This window comes from Paenarthrobacter sp. NPDC090520, assembly GCF_044769205.1.
Classification (GTDB): domain Bacteria; phylum Actinomycetota; class Actinomycetes; order Actinomycetales; family Micrococcaceae; genus Arthrobacter.
The window spans coordinates 1-16,045 of the sequence record NZ_JBIVXM010000019.1; the positions used below are offsets into that span (position 1 = coordinate 1).

A 16,045-nucleotide genomic window follows, 5' to 3' on the forward strand; every position below is an offset into this window, starting at 1 on the left:
ACGAACTCAACGACAGACCCCGCCAACGATTCGACTTCTGCACCCCAAATGAGATGATCAGAACCTTCCTGTTGCGATAACCGCTAGAAACCGCCAGCTGGGAACAACCACAACTGCCAGCCAGATTTTGCCGGAACAGCAAAAGGTCTTGCGCGCGTTTGCCGGCGACCGGCACGCTTGGGTCATGGCTGAACACACTCACGACGGCGGCACCCACCAACACGGCGACCAGCAGGGTCGCCTGAACCTCCACGAGGATGCGGACAACGCCGTGGACATGTGGGACGGCATGTACAGGGAGCGCCCGAAGATCTGGAGCGGCAACCCCAATCCGCAACTGGTGCTTGAAGTAGGCAACCTGGAACCGGGCACAGCCCTGGACCTGGGCTGTGGCGAGGGCGGCGACGCCATCTGGCTCGCGAAGCAAGGGTGGCAGGTCACGGCCATGGATGTCTCAGCCGTCGCCCTGGACCGCGGAGCCGCACACGCCGCAGAGAACGGCCAGCAGGACCGGATCACGTGGCAGCAACAGGATCTGGCTGACTGGACTCCCGAGCCCGAGTACCACTTGGTCTCGGCACAGTTCCTCCACTCCCCCTTGCTGCCGTGGCAGGACTCCACCGCAAAGGCAGCGGCCGCAGTTGCGCCGGGTGGCACGCTCCTGATCGTTGGGCACCACCCGCACGGGCTTGCGCCATGGGGTCATCACCACGAACCGGGAATGTTCTACGCTCCGGACGAACTGGCGGAATCGCTCGGCCTGGAACAGGGGCCTTGGCTTATTGACGTCCTGGAAGCCCGGGAGCGGACCATCGACGATCCCGATGGCAACCCCGCGACCATCCTGGACACTGTCCTGCGGGCGACGAAGAAGGCCTAGCCTGCGCCGGGAGCCGTCCGGCCTCGGTTCGCTCCAAACCACTGCCGCGGCACTCGGCCTCCCGGAGCAATGCCAGCCCAAGCGTCGCCGGGCCGAGGCACCGAAGCCGCGCTCCGGCGTCGTACCTAAACAGCGTCCGGCAGCAGTTCACCGTAGGGTGCCACCACCGTTCCCGTGGCAGTCGAGTCCGGGTTGAGCATCCAGCCGACGCGTTTGGCTGTGTTCAGCATGACCACGCTTTCCACGAGCTCAACGCCGGGGATGCGCTGCTGGATGGCGAGTTCCATTTCCATGACCTCGGCCAAGGTGCGCAGCCACATGATCATGGTGAAGTTGGTCCGGCCCGTGGTGGAGGCCGAGAAGCGGACGTTCCTGACGGCGCGGAGCTCGGTGGCCGCGGCCTCGTGCTGGCCGGCCGGGACGTTGGCGAACCATTGGACGGTGACGGGGTAACCGGAAAATTTCTGCGCGATCTCGCAGCGGAAGGACAGCATCCGGCTGGCGAGTACCCTGCCCAGTTGACGCTGGACCGTAGCTGGGTGGCGGCCGAGGGCTCGCGCAATCTCGGCGGCGGAGGCGCGGCCGTCCCGGGCCAGAAACGGAATGAGTGCCAGGTGGCTTTCCGGCAACGGTACGACGATGGCGTCGGGCGCGGACGGGTTGGCCGACTCCGGCCCGGCGAGCGCGCGGATGGCCTGTTGCTCGGCCTTGCTCAGGACGTTGAGCCGCCAGGCGTAACCGCTCGTGTGGATGCGCGTGCAGAGGGACGTCTGGTACTTGGTGAGCCCGCGGACTTCCTTCAGGCGCGGCAGCAGTCCAGTACTGAACTTGTCCAGGTCTTCCGTGATGACAGTCAGCGTGAGATCGCGGTTGCTGGCGGCTTCCTCGACAGTGATCACCTCAGGGAGTTGGGCGACGGCGGCTGTCACCTCGGGCCGGAGGTCCATTTCGCAGTCGATGTCCACCATGGCCAGGCACATGTTCTTGGGGTCGCCCATGAGGTGGGCGGTAGTCCAGGCGGCGCCGACCGCCCGGAGCCGGTCCCATCGTGCAGCCAGGGTGGTGGCGTGGACGCCCAGGACATTGCCGGCGTCCGACCAGCTGATCCGCGGTGAAATCTGCAGTGCGTTAATGAGGCGCAGATCTTCTTCACTGAGTTCCATACGTCCATTCTCTCGCAAAGGTGCATGAATCCTGCGTCGTTGGAGACTTCATGCGCATTTCCAGTTGTTTCAGAACTTGTGAAGCAGGTCACCACAGAATGGCATAAGGAATCACGAAGCCGAGCACCACAGGAGAACACATGACCATCGCCGCCGATGCCAAGGAACTGCAGGAAGACATCGTTCGCCTCCGCCACGACCTCCACCGCGAACCGGAGATCGGCCTGCAACTCCCCCGCACGCAGGAAAAGGTACTCAAGGCGCTGGATGGACTCCCGTACGAAATCACGCTGGGCAAGGACACGACGTCGGTCACCGCGGTTTTGCGCGGTGGTGCGGCCCACGCTTCGGCTGAGAAGCCCGTGGTCCTGCTCCGCGCCGACATGGACGGACTGCCGGTCCAGGAAACGACCGGCGTGGATTACACCTCCCGGATCGACGGCGCGATGCATGCCTGCGGACATGATCTCCACACCTCCATGCTGGCCGGAGCCGCCACCTTGCTTGCCGGGCGCCGCGAGCAGTTGGCTGGCGACGTTGTGCTCATGTTCCAGCCCGGCGAGGAAGGATTCGACGGCGCGAGCTACATGATCAACGAAGGTGTCCTGGATGCTGCCGGTCGTCGCGTGGACACCGCCTACGGGATGCACGTCTTCTCGTCGCTGGAACCGCATGGCCAGTTCGTCACCAAGAATGGCGTGATGCTCAGCTCGTCCGATGGCCTGGTGGTCACCGTCCTCGGCGCGGGCGGCCACGGCTCGGCCCCACACTCGGCCAAGGACCCCGTGACAGCAGCCGCTGAGATGGTCACGGCCCTGCAGGTGATGGTTACCCGGCAGTTCAACATGTTCGATCCCGTAGTCCTCACGGTCGGCGTGCTGCACGCAGGCACCAAGCGCAACGTCATCCCGGAGACAGCCCGCATCGAAGCCACCATCAGGACCTTTTCCGAAGACTCGCGGCAGAAGATGATGGTTGCAGTACCCAAACTGCTCAAAGGCATCGCAGCGGCCCACGGTTTGGAGGTGGACGTGGACTACCAGCAGGAATACCCCCTCACCATCAACGATGAGGACGAGACCAACACGGCCGAAAAGGTCATCGCCGGAATGTTCGGCGAATCCCGCCTCACCCGGATGGCCACTCCCCTGAGCGGCTCCGAGGACTTCTCCCGCGTCCTCGCCGAGGTTCCCGGAACCTTCGTGGGTCTCAGCGCCGTGGCCCCCGGTGCCGACCACGCGACGTCGCCCTTCAACCACTCGCCGTACGCAACGTTCGACGACGGTGTCCTCACCGACGGTGCGGCGCTCTACGCCGAACTCGCCGTTTCCCGCATCGCCACCCTTTCCGCCAACTAGTCCCACGGCCCCTTTGGAGAACCCCATGACCGCCACCGTTGGAACGTCCCCTGACGTCAAGGTCCACAAGTCCCACCTGCGCACGCTCGTGGGCACCGGCATCGGCAACGCCGTGGAATGGTACGACTGGGCCATTTACGCCACGTTCTCGCCGTTCATCGCCAGTGCCCTGTTCAGCACCTCGGACCCCACCTCGGCCGTGCTGTCCACGTTGGCGATCTTCGCCGTCGGATTCGTTGCCCGCCCGTTCGGTGGCTTCGTGTTCGGCTGGATCGGTGACAGGATCGGCCGCAAGACCTCCATGACAATTGCCGTTGCGCTCGGCGCGGTTGGCAGCCTGCTGATCGGCATCGCACCCACCTTCGCTGCCGTTGGCGCCTTCGCATCCGTGATGCTGCTGGTGGCCCGCCTCATCCAGGGCCTGGCGCACGGTGGCGAGTTGCCGTCGTCGCAAACGTACTTGTCCGAGATGGCACCCAAGGAAAAGCGCGGCTTCTGGGCCACCCTCATCTACACCTCCGGCACCGCCGGAATCCTGGCGGGTACGTTGCTCGGCGCGATCCTCACGGCCGTCCTGAGCAAGGAGGACATGAGTGCCTGGGGCTGGCGAATCCCGTTCCTGATCGGCGGCGCGTTGGGTATCTATGCCCTGATCATGCGCTCCAAAATGAAGGAAACCGAGGCGTTCGAGGCCGAGGCTCCCAAGGAAAAGCGCGCTCCAATGTGGCCGCAGATCGTGAAGTACCGCAAGCAGGCGCTGCAGGTCATCGGCCTTACCGTTGGCCTCACGGTGGTCTACTACATCTGGGGCGTCGTGGCTCCGAGCTACGCGGCAACCACTCTCAAGATGGACCGCGGCGCGGCTCTCTGGGCCGGCGTGATCGCCAACATCGTGTTCATTGCAGCACTGCCGTTCTGGGGCAAGCTGTCCGACCGGATCGGCCGCAAGCCCGTGCTGATCATGTCCTCCGCCGGCTCGGCCCTGCTCCACTTCCCCATGACGTGGCTCCTGAAGGATTCCCCGTGGCAGCTCGCGGTGTCCATGTCCGTGATGTTGTTCTTCATCGCCGGCAGTGCCGCCATTGTTCCGGCCGTGTACGCCGAACTGTTCCCCACGCACATCCGTACTGTGGGCGTCGGCGTTCCGTACTCCATCTGCGTCGCCGCCTTCGGTGGCACCGCCCCCTACCTGCAGACGTGGCTGGGCACCATCGGGCAGGGATACCTGTTCAACGTCTACGCCGTGATCCTGCTGGTCATCAGCATCGCGTTCGTCTTCACCATTCCGGAAACGAAGGGCAAGGACCTGACCGTCTAGGCTCTCCCAAGCAGGGGACAGCTCCTGTCGCTATGAGCCCTCATAGCGACAGGAGCTGTCCCCTACTTGGGTTAAACGAAGCGGTCGCGGCCGGCCCGGTACCCGAAGAACGCCGCGAGCGAGCCCACCACCAGGAACAGGATTCCAGCGGCAGCAAACCCACCAGTTGCCTGGTGAAGCTGGCCCACCATCAAGGTGCCGGTGGAACCCAGTCCGTAACCGACGCCCTGCATCATTCCGGACAGGTGCGCGGCCGAATGGGCATCCCGGGTGCGGACCATGATCATCGTCAGGGCCACGGCCGTGAGTGAACCCTGGCCCAGCCCGAGCAGTCCGGTCCAGAGCCAGATCAGCTCGGTAGGCCCGAAAATACTCAGGGCGAAGCCGCCGCCGGTCATGAGCGCCACCACTGTGTTGATGGCCCGCTGATCCTTGAAGCGTGTGGCCAAGGCTGGGGCAAACAAAGAGCCGAGCATCTGAAGCACGATCGACACAGACACGATCAACCCGGCCGTGCCGCCATCCACGCCTCTCTCGCGCAAAATAGGCGCCAGCCACGCGAACACGCTGAAGGACATCATCGCCTGCAGCACCATGAACGCCGTCACCTGCCACGCCACCGCGGAACGCCATACGTTGACGCCTGATGTGATGGCGTGGTGATGTACGGGGTGCTGCCTGATAGCCAGCGGCAGGAAAAGCAAAAGCACGACGGCGGCAGGCACCGCCCAGAACCACAGCGCCGATGTCCAGTGGCCGGTTGCCGTAAAGACCGGATACGTGAAGCCCGCACCGAGTGCCGCAGACGCGCAGATAGCCGTGGTGTAGAGCCCGCCCATGAGGCCCAGCCGGTGCGGGAAATCCCTCTTGACCACTCCAGGCAGGAGCACGTTGCACAGTGCGATCGCTGCGCCGCACGCAGCTGTTCCCACCAGGAGCGTCGGCACATGGCCGGTTCCGGGTAGCTCGCCGGGCCGGATGAGGAGGCCCGCCGTGAGGACTGCCATGGCTCCGAGAAGCACCCGTTCCGCCCCAAACCTGCGGGCCAGCACCGGGGCAAGGGGCGCGAAGACGCCAAGCAGTGTCACCGGAACAGTCGTCAGGACCACAACAGACCAGCCCGGCAGACCGGCGTCGGACGTTATTTCGGGAAGCACGGCGGAGAAGCTGGAGAAGACCGTTCGCAGGTTGAGCCCGATCAGGATCAGGCAGACCGCCAGATACGCCAGGCCGCGTTTGCCCCGTAGCTGGGTGGGGGCTGCTGCGGGGTCGTCGTCGATCTCGGCATCCACTGCGATCTCGGGCAAGGGCCTTTTGTTCACGGACATCTCTGGGCGCTGCGTGGACGAGGCCGGCTTCGGGGAGGAGGTCACACGTCCTATTCTGTCAGCCGGGCGCGATCGCAGTACTTTGGCCTGCTCACCTGATATGGCGACTCTGGCCACAGACCCGGCGCTGCAGAGCCAGCGGGGCAAAGTATTCTGGATAAGACATGAGTGACACCCCAGAAACCCCGCGCCCCATTACTCCCGGCAGCCAGGCCTCCTTCGGCACCTACGGCGGCCGGCCGGTCAGTTTCGTGCGCCGTGGAACGCGCCTCCAGGGCCGCCGGCAAGCCGCCTGGGAGGAACATGCAGAGCGATGGGCAATCCAGGTCCCGCGGCATGTAGCCAACACCTCGGTGCACCCGGAATACGTCTTCGACGCCGAGGCAGTGTTCGGGCGCAAGGCTCCCCTGATCGTCGAGGTTGGTTCCGGTTTGGGCGACGCCGTGGTCCACGCAGCGGAGCAGAACCCGGACAAGGACTTCCTGGCCGTGGAGGTCTACACCCCCGGGCTGGCCAACACCATCATCAAGATCAACAGCCGTGGATTGACCAACGTGCGCGTCGTGGAAGCCAACGCTCCCGAGGTCCTCGAATCCATGCTCCCTGCCGGATCCGTCAGCGAACTCTGGGTGTTCTTCCCGGATCCGTGGCACAAGGCCCGGCACCACAAACGCCGCCTCATCCAGCCTGCCTTCGCATCCGTTGCGGCGAAGGCCCTCGAAAAGGGCGGCTACTGGCGCATCGCTACCGACTGGTCCAACTACGCCGTCCACGTCCGCGAAGTCCTGGCGGGCTCAACAGAGTTTGAGAACATGCACGACGGCGAGCGCAGCGGCGAGGAGAGCCCGCTGACGCAAGTGTGGCAATCCGGCGTCGAATCCGTGGTGGGAGGTGCGCCGGTCAAGGAAGGCCGCGCCCCTGTCAGCACGGAGCACACCGGACCGAACGAGGGCGTTGACCAGGAAGGCGGCTGGGCTCCGCGGTTCGAGGGCCGCATCCGGACGAGCTTCGAGAACAAGGCGCATGAGGCCGGGCGCATGATCTTCGACCTCACGTACCGCAAGATCTAGCGAACGGATTTCGGGGGAACCATGAGCTACCACCCGCCGGCTGATTACTATCAGCAGCCGCCACGGACCCGGACACTTGGGCTGGGCGCGGGCATCACGAGCATCGTGGCCGCAGTGCTGTCACCGGTGGCCGCAGTGGTGAGCATACCCCTGGGGATCGCGGCAGTTGCCTCGCAGATCAGCCGCTACAACCAAGGCAACGACGCATGGTGGGTGGGCGCCCTGGCTTTCGCTGCCTTGGCAGTCCTCCTGGCCGTGGTGTCCATGGTTTCCGGATTGATCGCCGTGTTCCGGTCAGGCCGTATGAACGCCGGACGGGTCACGGGCATCGTCGGCCTCTCCATCATGGCCGTCAACGTGTTCGGCGTGGCATTCCTGGTCATCCTGCTGCTCGGTTCCGGGCAGGGGGCCTGACATGCCCCAGGTACGCGCGGAGAGGTTCATCCGGCTCGACCCCAAAACGACGTTTGCGCTCTCGCAGACCACGGGCGAATTCCGGCTCAAGTGGGATCCGTTCATTTCGGCGCAGTCCTTTGTGGACGGGGCCACGAGTGCAGGCAAGGGGGTCCGGACCAGGACGGTATCCCGCATGGGCCTGACGATGGTCACGGAATACGTTTCCTACACATCGCCACGCAACGTGGGCATGACGATGGTCGCCGGGCCGTGGTTCTTCGACAACTTCGGTGGTGGCTGGCGCTTCACCCCTGAGGGCGACGGCACCCGGGCTGTCTGGAAGTACACGTTCTCCTGCAAGCCGGCTTGGTTGAGGCCACTGGCCGAACGGATGGGGGCGAAAGTCCTGGGCCTCGAAATCGAACGACGCATCGACGCGTTCGCCAAGGCGTGCGAGGATCCGGCACTGGTGGCCGAGCTGCACGCCGCATCACGGCACGGAGATTGATGCCACTGTCTTATCCGAGTCGTCCCTCAATTCCACTCCCGCGATGCCGGTCAGCTGCACTGGCGTTGCACCGGTGATCTTGATCCGCCCACTCGGTGTGGCCGTCCACCCGCAGGTCCGTTCCTCGGCGCCGTCACGACCCTTCACCCACAGGTAAAGTGTCCCCTCAAGCGGCATGCTCCGGCCCTCGACATCCAGTTCAGTCCCCCAGGTCTTCTTGACCATTCCAACGGTCAACTGAAGGCCATCGCCGGACTGTACGGAATAGCTGGCGTCAGGCTTCTGCGGCTGGTTCAGGATCGGACCGGCCAGGACACCCACCGCGAGGCACGCCGCAGCGACGGCCCCCACAACAGCCGCCCACCGCCGTCGTGATTTCCGCCTGCGGGCCGAAAGATCAACCAGGAGGGCCTGCGGCGCGGATTCCAAGGGTGTGAGTGGTTGCGTTCCGCCAGCAGCAGTGAGGGCGACGGCGTCCGCTGCCGGGACGGCGTCGAGCAGAGCCGGGAGGCTCTCGAGTTCCTCCAACTCCTTGCGGCACTCCGCACAACGCGTGAGGTGGTCCTCAAAGGCGCGGGCCTCGTCCGCTTCAAGGCCGCCCAACAGGTAGGCCCCCAGCAACTGGTGGACGGATTCGCCGTTCATTTCTCCACCCCCATTTCGTCAAGGATCGTTCGGAGGGCCTTCACTGCGTAAAAGGCCCGGGATTTCACGGTGCCCGCCGGAATGTTCAGCTGCAGGGCTGCCTCCGTGACGGTGTACCGCTGGTAGTGCAGGGCCACAAGTACCTCGCGGTGTTCGTGGCTGAGCCTCAGCAGCGCCTCCTCCATGAGCACGCGGTTGAGGAGTTCGTCCACCCGTTCCGTGGCGCCTTGGTCCGGGAGGTCATGCTCGCCCGTTTCCGTGGGGCGCCGCTGGGCTTTCCGGTAGTTGTCGATGATCACGTTCCTCGCGGTCCTGAAGAGGTAGCTGCGCAGGCTGCCCGTGATCTGCGGGGCATGCTGCCACACCTTCAGGATGGTTTCCTGCACGACGTCGTCCGCCAGATGCGCATCCGGTGTGCAACTCAGGACGAAGCGTTTCAGGGCCGTGCCGTGGTCGCGGTAGATCGCTGCCACCACGTCCTCGTCCAACGGCATAGCCACCTCCTTCGCTTGTCATCCCCTACGACGCGTTTTAGGCGCCCGCGGTTCACCCTTGAACCATTCTTCACCCGACGGCGTCGTACGGGTTAGCGCCGACCCGTCCGGCCGGCTCGTCATAGGAGCTAGGGATGAAAAAGCAACTCAGCCTGGGAATCGGGGCACTTGCCCTCGTGGCCGCTTTGGCAGGATGCGGCGGGAGCCCGGGAACGTCCACGTCACCGACGTCTGCATCGTCCGCTGCCGCTTCCTCGGCGGCGGCTTCGTCCAGTCCCACCGCAGCTGCCGAAATGAAGGTGGCCTCTTCCAGCGCCGGCCAGATCGTGGTGGACAGCAAAGGAATGAGCCTCTACTTCTTCACCAAGGACGTCAAGGACTCGGGAACCAGCGCTTGCACCGGGGCCTGCCTTGCGGCTTGGCCGGTATTTACGACGACGGCGGACGCCCCCACTGTTGACGGCGTCACCGGGACCGTGGGAACCATCGCGACGCCTGACGGGAAGAAGCAGGTCACGCTGAACGGCATGCCCCTGTACTACTACGCCAAGGACAAGGCACCGGGCGACGTGACAGGCCAGGGCGTGAGCAACGTCTGGTACCTGGTGAGCCCAAGCGGCGAGATGGTCAAGGGGGCCGCGACGACGGGGTACTGAGTTCGCGGCAAACCCACCCCGTCCCCGCCGAGTTCGCGGCAAACCCCACCGATCCCCGCCGAGTTCGCGGCAAACCTACCCTGTCCCCGCCGAGTTCGCGGGAAACGTGCCAACATCCCGGAAATTTCCGTACGAGCAGGCACCCTTCCCGCGAACGGGGTGCAGGCGGCGTCATCGGAGAGCGCGCAGAATCCGTTCCTTGAACGCCTGTTCCTGGAACAAGTCCTTCCATTCGATGCGAATGAAACGCCAACCATCTTCCATGAGGGCCTTCTCGCGGCGCCTCTCCTGAAAGATGACCTCCTGGGTTGGTTTGTAATCGAAGTATTTGGTCCGCCCATCAAACTCCAGTGCGAGTTTCTCCTCCTCCCAGGCGAAGTCCATCCGGTGCTCGCCCACTCTGGTTCGCACCTCGAACTGCGGCTCGGGCAGCCTGATGCGCAGGCGCTGCATAAGTTCCCGCGTCAGCGTCTCGCCGGCCGATTCTGCGCGCACATCGGCGTTCTCGAGAGCCTTGCGCAGAGTCCGGACACCCCGTTTGCCGGCAGAGGCGTCGGCCAGCTCTTCAACCAGGGCCCGGTTGGCGCCCAGCCGCAACCCGTGATCCACGATGACCAAGGCCTTGGGATAACTAAGCATCCGGGCACAGTCGGACATCGTCCGCTCAAGCGTTGTCGCCCTCAAGCCACGAACCGTGCTGACCTCGTCCTCGGAGAAAGCTTCAGTGTGGGCCTGCACATCCTTTCCCCAACGGTCGGCGGAGGGCCGGGCGGGGTGAAGCAAATGAACCTTGTCATTTACCCCGAACAAGAACAGCCCGTGAAGTCGTGCCGCAGACAGGTGGCTGTAGGTAAAAGCCCCGGTAGACGTTGTCAGGGTGCCGTGTGCGTGGGCAGCAATCCGTTGCAGGGCACGCTGGCGAGGACCCAAGGCATCCCAACGGCTGGTCCGGATGTAGCACCCGTACCTCAGCCGATGGATTTGCCCGGAGTCCAACAACGCTTTGATGCTTCGACTGTTGTGGCCCATGCCGAGCAACTGCTCGGTTCGCTACATGTTTCCGCGGGCAGGGAGTCCCCGAAGCTTGGGGGATCTGGATGTTTCCGGCGGTGTGCTCATCGACCCAGCATCGCCACACAACCGGGACCGGCAGAAGGCTGAAATGAGCCTATGTGGACAGGCACGGGCGCCTCAGGAACCGGGTTCGCGGGAAGGATGCCTGCCGTCCGGAAACTTCCGCGCGAAAAGGCAGTGTTCCCGCGAACCCCGCGCGGGCAATCAAAGCGGCAGCGTACGGTAAAAGAACGGCAGAAGACGCCGACCATGAGTTTCCAGGGTAGCTGGCCCTGACCAGGTGAGAGTCGCTGGAAAGCAACACTACGGGGGAGAGAACGTGGCAGAAGGCAAGACCACCAGGAATCCGCAGAACCTGGGATTCCTCGCATTTCAGGAGTCGGCCTGGATCTTGGGTGCCATAGCCATGGTCATTAATGCTGGAAACCGTGGCTTTGACTGGGTCTGGATAGGCCTGCTTGTCTGCTGGCAAGCATCTATTGTCTGGGGCTTCGTCAAGCTGCGGCGGGCCAGGGCGTGAGCAACGTCCGGTCATTGGTGAGCCCCAGCAGCGAGATGGTTAAGGGGACGGCGACGACGGGCTCCTGAGGTTGATCCATGCCCGTCACACCCCCTCCCGCCGGGTTCGCTGGAAACAAACCAGCACCCCCGGAAACTTCCGGGGGTGCTGGCCGGGTTCGCGGGAACCCGGCGGTGAGAAAAGGGAAGCCTACGCCTCCACGAACTCGTCGGACTCTTCGAACTCCACGGCCGCGATGATTTCCTTCGTCTCCGGGTGGATCATGAAAGCCTCGTCTTCGTCCTCGATCATGATGTAGTCGCCGTGGTCGGTGGAGAAATGCCACGCCAGCGTAGTGACGCCGTCGTGCTCGTAGTTGGGGTCGCCCATGGTGATCTTCTCCAGGGCGTAGCCGGCAACGTCGCACAATTCGCGAATGATGACCTCGAACTCGGGTGCGTTGGCGAGGGCTTCGTCCTCGGCCTCGGCCCGGCGTTCTTCCAGGTCGGGGATGAGGGCAACACGCTCGGCAATGTGTGCCTCGATATCCTCCTCGGACAGGACCAGCAGGCCGGGCTGGCTGCGGAGGTAGTCGGCGTTGAGGTCCACGATGTCCTCTTCTTCGAGCAGGCCTTCGAACTCGCCGTCGAGTTCATCCAGCAACGCCACCGATGCGGGCGTGGCCTCGGACTCGTCCAGCTCGCCATCGAGGTAGGCCTCAGCCTCGTCTTCGGACAACGCGTCAAAAGCAGCAGCGGTGCGGTTGAAAAGTTCCAGGTGCCGGGCAGCGCCGATTCCCACCAATCCAGCGCGGACAAAGGCATCCACTTCATCGCGCTCGGGGGCGGTGAACACGTACTGGGCAAACCCGCCGGCCAGTGCCTGCGTCAGGTAGAAGTCAACAAAGTAGCTGTTGAGCGCGGCCGGTGCGATTTCGTCGCTGTTGAGGAGCTCCGCGTACATCTCATTCACGACGTTGACGTTGGAATCCACTACGTCCCCATTGCCGGCTTCGACGGCGGTTTTGTTCAGGACGACGGGGTACTCGTTGGTAGTCATGGGAAATCCTCACTGCTGAAAGCTGATGGTGCTCCGGACACCTTCAACGTACGCGCGCGAATGGCGCCGCAATCGAGGTTGAGGTTAACGGTGGGCGAAGTTTGGGGGCCGCTCGGGGCTGACTAAGATTGAGCAGATAACCTCCTGCCGAAAGTAGCCGCCTGCATGCCGTCCCACCCCGATGACAATTGGGAACTGGCCATACAAACACCCGCCATTAACGACCGCTCCCTCGCGGCCGGACTGGCCTATGCCATGGGCAGCCGGGTCACGGGGATCACGTTCGATGCGGCCACGGGGCTCCTCCTGGGCAAGGTCCGCGGCAACACGCCGCAGCCTTACTCCACCTCGGCAAAACTCGTCCGCAAACCCAGCGGCTGGAGCTGCTCAGTGGGCATTTGCAGCTGCCCGGTGCGCAAGGACTGCAAGCACGTTGCCGCCCTCCTCTTCACGGCCGAGGACCACCCGAGCATCCGCGCCCAGCTTCTGGCCCAGGCTCCCGGCATGCAGACAGCCCGCCCGGACCAGGCCGGAACGCGCCCGGCGTGGGAACTCGCCCTCAACAGGCTGATTGCCAAGCCCGGTCCGACGCAAAGCCCCGCCGGGACTCAGCTCGCGTTGCAATTCGAAGTGGAGGAACCGGCAGCCCACTTTTCCTACACAGGTCGCCGCGACCCCGTGCGCAGTGTCCGGCAACTCAAGGTCCGCCCCATGATGATGGGCGCCAAGGGCAAGTGGATCCGCGGCGACGTGTCCTGGAACAACCTCAGTTACGTCAGCTTCCGCCGCGAGTTCAACGAAACGCAGGTGGAATGGCTGCAAACCTTCCTCGCCGCCCACGGCTCCCCCAACGGCCGCCAGCAACCGTCGGGTGCCATGTGGCTGAGCCTGAACGACTTCACCGGCAAAAACCTCTGGGTCCTCCTCGACGAAGCAACAAAGGCCGGAATCCCGCTGATTCATGCGGCTGGGAGCGAGCCTGTCCGCGTCGAGTCCCAACCCGCCGTCGTCGGCCTCAGCCTTGCCCGGCACGGCGCGGCCCGGCCCGACGCGAACGGCACCACAAACGGAAAGCACGACGGCGGCCTGCAGCTCGCGCCGTCGGTGACCGTAGGCGGGGAGGAGGTTGATGCCGGAACCGTGGGCTTCCTGGGCAAGCCGGCCAACGGGATCTTCTTCACACAATCCGGGGCGGAAACGCTGCCCGGAGTGACGGCGCAGAAGAACCTGATCACGCTGGCCCCGATCGATGGCGGTATCAGCGACGAGCTCCTGGAGTTCGTCACGGATGGTTCCACACTGCAGATCCCCGCGGAGGACGAGAGCCGCTTCCTCACCTCCTTCTACCCGAAGCTTCGGCAGTCCACGCCCGTGCAGGCAGCCGACGAGTCAGTGGAGCTGCCCACGCTGGCAGTGCCAACGCTCTCCCTGCTGGCCAACTACGGCAATGACCACAAGGTGAGGCTGCACTGGGAGTGGCATTACACCTCGGGAACGCTGGTCACGGCACAGCCTTTGTGGCGGCATCCCGAGGACCGTGGCTACCGCGACGATGCCGCCGAGGCACGCATTCTCGAATCGCTGGGGCACCCGTGGGAGACCGTCCCTGCCCTGGCAGAGTCCGCCACCGGAGGTTGGGGTGCGCCGCGGCTCACGGCCACCGCGGAACTGGGCGGCCTCGACACCCTCGCGTTTACCGAAGAGGTGCTGCCGGCACTCAGGGAACTGCCCGACGTCGTGGTTGAAACGTCCGGCGACATCGCCGATTACCGGGAGGCGGAAGAGGCGCCCGTCGTGTCGATCTCCACCAAGGAGACCGCGAGCGGCGACTGGTTCGACCTCGGCATCGTTATCACCCTCGAGGGCGAACCGGTCTCCTTCGCCGCAGTCTTCTCCGCGCTCGCCGCCGGACAAACGCGCATGCTCCTGCCCAGCGGCGCCCACTTCTCCCTGGACCTCCCCGAACTTCACCAGCTCCGCGCACTCATCGACGAGGCCCGCTCCCTCCAGGACAATCCGGACAACAAGGACGGCACCCTGCAGATCAGCCGTTTCCAGGTGGGGCTCTGGGACGAGCTGGCGCAACTGGGGATTGTGGACGAGCAGGCGGCCGCGTGGCGGGAGTCGGTGGGTGGACTGCTCGACGACGGCGTGACCGGGCTGCCGCTGCCGGCCGGCCTTAACGCTGAGCTGCGGCCATACCAGCACGAAGGTTTCAACTGGCTCAGCTTCCTGTACAAACACAGCCTGGGCGGAGTGCTGGCCGACGACATGGGTCTCGGCAAGACCGTGCAGGCCATTGCACTGATGTGCGCGGCGCAGGAGCTGGCCGTGGACGGCGGAAACGACAGGGCGCCGTTCTTGGTGGTGGCCCCCACCAGCGTGGTCAGCAACTGGGCGTCCGAAGCTCAGCGGTTTGCTCCGGGCCTGGTGGTGCGCACCGTTTCGGAGACTTTCGCGAAGAGTGGCCTGTTGCCGTCCGAAGCGATGGCGGGTGCCGACGTCGTTATTACCTCCTATGCCCTCTTCCGCATCGACTATGAGGCCTACGCCTACTTCCAGTGGGCCGGGCTCATGCTTGACGAGGCTCAGTTCGTGAAGAACCACCAGTCCAAGGCGTACCAGTGCGCGCGAAAACTTCCTGCGCGGTTCAAGCTGGCCATCACGGGTACTCCGCTGGAAAACAACCTCATGGAGTTCTGGGCCCTCACCTCGATCGTGGCGCCCGGGCTGTTCCCGAGCCCCAAGAGATTCGCCGAAAACTACCAGAAGCCCGTGGAGAAGAACGGTGACTCGGCGCAACTGGGCAAGCTCCGCCGTCGTGTCCGTCCACTCATGATGCGCCGCACCAAAGAGCAAGTTATCCAGGACTTGCCGCCCAAGCAGGAACAGGTCCTGGAAGTAGTACTGAACCCGCGCCACCAGAAGGTCTACCAGACCCATCTGCAGCGCGAACGGCAAAAGATCCTGGGCCTGATTGATGACGTCAACAAGAACCGGTTCACGATCTTCCAGTCGTTGACCCTGCTGAGGCAACTGAGCTTGGACGCCTCGCTGGTGGACTCTTCCCTCTCCGCCGTCCGCTCGTCCAAGCTGGATGTCCTGTTCGAGCAGCTCGAGGACATCATCTCCGAAGGCCACCGGACCCTGATCTTCAGCCAGTTCACGGGCTTCCTGGGCAAGGTCCGCGAGCGGATGGATGCCGAGGGCATCGAATACTGCTACCTCGACGGCAGCACCCGGAACCGAGGCGACGTAGTGAGCGAATTCAAGAACGGCAGCGCGCCCGTCTTCCTGATCTCGCTGAAGGCCGGCGGTTTCGGGTTGAACCTGACCGAGGCCGACTACGTGTTCCTGCTGGACCCGTGGTGGAACCCGGCGTCGGAAGCACAGGCTGTGGACCGGACGCACCGCATTGGCCAGGCGCGGAACGTCATGGTCTACCGGCTGGTGGCCAAGGACACCATCGAAGAGAAGGTCATGGCGTTGAAGGCCAAGAAGTCGCAGCTCTTCGCGGATGTGATGGAAGGCGATGCCCTGGCCGGCGGTTCGTTGACGGCGGAGGACCTGGCGGCGCTGTTCGCGGAGTAAGACCGG

Annotated in this window: 15 protein-coding genes; 8 read left to right on the top strand and 7 right to left on the bottom strand. The window is 64.3% G+C overall.

Translation table 11 applies throughout. The features are described from left to right. On the bottom strand, window positions 1-202 hold a 202-nt coding region (locus tag ACIQTZ_RS18990), incomplete at its 3' end, for a hypothetical protein (protein WP_402982825.1). On the opposite strand from ACIQTZ_RS18990, the gene ACIQTZ_RS18995 reads away from it, so the two are divergent. Beyond that, window positions 185-880 carry an SAM-dependent methyltransferase gene (locus tag ACIQTZ_RS18995; protein WP_402982826.1) on the top strand — a complete coding sequence of 232 codons (696 nt, stop codon included), beginning with the start codon at window positions 185-187 and terminating at the stop codon, window positions 878-880. The two genes, ACIQTZ_RS18990 and ACIQTZ_RS18995, sit on opposite strands and share 18 nt — an antisense overlap. A gap of 125 nt (window positions 881-1,005) precedes the next feature. Here ACIQTZ_RS18995 and ACIQTZ_RS19000 read toward each other — a convergent pair whose 3' ends face one another. Beyond that, entirely contained in the window at window positions 1,006-2,043 is a 1,038-nt protein-coding gene (locus ACIQTZ_RS19000) for an Lrp/AsnC family transcriptional regulator (RefSeq protein ID WP_402982828.1), read from the bottom strand. 140 nt (window positions 2,044-2,183) lie between these two features. Between ACIQTZ_RS19000 and ACIQTZ_RS19005 the strand changes: the two genes are divergently transcribed. Both ACIQTZ_RS19005 and ACIQTZ_RS19010 read left to right on the top strand, forming a co-directional pair. Then, a complete protein-coding gene (locus ACIQTZ_RS19005) occupies window positions 2,184-3,401 on the top strand; it encodes a M20 family metallopeptidase (RefSeq protein ID WP_402982829.1) in 1,218 nt (405 codons plus the stop codon). Window positions 3,402-3,426: 25 nt separating this feature from the next. Continuing rightward, window positions 3,427-4,719 carry an MFS transporter gene (locus ACIQTZ_RS19010; RefSeq protein ID WP_400336876.1) on the top strand — a complete coding sequence of 431 codons (1,293 nt, stop codon included), beginning with the start codon at window positions 3,427-3,429 and terminating at the stop codon, window positions 4,717-4,719. A gap of 71 nt (window positions 4,720-4,790) precedes the next feature. Here the strand turns inward: ACIQTZ_RS19010 and ACIQTZ_RS19015 are convergent, their stop codons facing one another. After that, window positions 4,791-6,047 carry an MFS transporter gene (locus ACIQTZ_RS19015; protein WP_402982962.1) on the bottom strand — a complete coding sequence of 419 codons (1,257 nt, stop codon included), beginning with the start codon at window positions 6,045-6,047 and terminating at the stop codon, window positions 4,791-4,793. A 164-nt stretch (window positions 6,048-6,211) separates the two neighbouring features. Between ACIQTZ_RS19015 and trmB the strand changes: the two genes are divergently transcribed. From trmB to ACIQTZ_RS19030, 3 genes are read left to right on the top strand one after another with little or no spacing between them, the layout of a single operon-like run. Then, a complete protein-coding gene (trmB, locus tag ACIQTZ_RS19020) occupies window positions 6,212-7,117 on the top strand; it encodes a tRNA (guanosine(46)-N7)-methyltransferase TrmB (protein WP_400336878.1) in 906 nt (301 codons plus the stop codon). A 21-nt stretch (window positions 7,118-7,138) separates the two neighbouring features. Continuing rightward, window positions 7,139-7,531 carry a hypothetical protein gene (locus tag ACIQTZ_RS19025; RefSeq protein WP_402982831.1) on the top strand — a complete coding sequence of 131 codons (393 nt, stop codon included), beginning with the start codon at window positions 7,139-7,141 and terminating at the stop codon, window positions 7,529-7,531. A gap of 1 nt (window position 7,532) precedes the next feature. Then, the gene (locus ACIQTZ_RS19030) at window positions 7,533-8,021 is read left to right on the top strand and encodes an SRPBCC family protein (protein WP_402982833.1); all 489 of its coding nucleotides are present in this window, start codon (window positions 7,533-7,535) and stop codon (window positions 8,019-8,021) included. Here ACIQTZ_RS19030 and ACIQTZ_RS19035 read toward each other — a convergent pair. Next, a complete protein-coding gene (locus ACIQTZ_RS19035; RefSeq protein ID WP_400336884.1) occupies window positions 8,004-8,666 on the bottom strand; it encodes an anti-sigma factor family protein in 663 nt (220 codons plus the stop codon). The two genes, ACIQTZ_RS19030 and ACIQTZ_RS19035, sit on opposite strands and share 18 nt — an antisense overlap. After that, window positions 8,663-9,160 carry a sigma-70 family RNA polymerase sigma factor gene (locus tag ACIQTZ_RS19040; RefSeq protein ID WP_397323542.1) on the bottom strand — a complete coding sequence of 166 codons (498 nt, stop codon included), beginning with the start codon at window positions 9,158-9,160 and terminating at the stop codon, window positions 8,663-8,665. The genes ACIQTZ_RS19035 and ACIQTZ_RS19040 overlap by 4 nt, the downstream gene beginning before the upstream one ends. Window positions 9,161-9,294: 134 nt before the next feature. Between ACIQTZ_RS19040 and ACIQTZ_RS19045 the strand changes: the two genes are divergently transcribed. Next, on the top strand, window positions 9,295-9,816 hold the full coding sequence (locus tag ACIQTZ_RS19045; RefSeq protein ID WP_400336886.1) for a hypothetical protein: 522 nt from the start codon (window positions 9,295-9,297) through the stop codon (window positions 9,814-9,816). Window positions 9,817-9,987: 171 nt separating this feature from the next. On the opposite strand, the gene ACIQTZ_RS19050 is transcribed toward ACIQTZ_RS19045, so the two are convergent. Beyond that, a complete protein-coding gene (locus tag ACIQTZ_RS19050) occupies window positions 9,988-10,845 on the bottom strand; it encodes a hypothetical protein (protein WP_402982835.1) in 858 nt (285 codons plus the stop codon). A gap of 754 nt (window positions 10,846-11,599) precedes the next feature. After that, window positions 11,600-12,448: a hypothetical protein gene (locus ACIQTZ_RS19055; protein ID WP_402982837.1), complete on the bottom strand. Its 849-nt coding sequence runs from the start codon at window positions 12,446-12,448 to the stop codon at window positions 11,600-11,602. A 165-nt stretch (window positions 12,449-12,613) separates the two neighbouring features. Between ACIQTZ_RS19055 and ACIQTZ_RS19060 the strand changes: the two genes are divergently transcribed. Next, window positions 12,614-16,039: an SNF2-related protein gene (locus ACIQTZ_RS19060; RefSeq protein ID WP_402982838.1), complete on the top strand. Its 3,426-nt coding sequence runs from the start codon at window positions 12,614-12,616 to the stop codon at window positions 16,037-16,039. The last annotated feature ends 6 nt before the right edge of the window (window positions 16,040-16,045 follow it).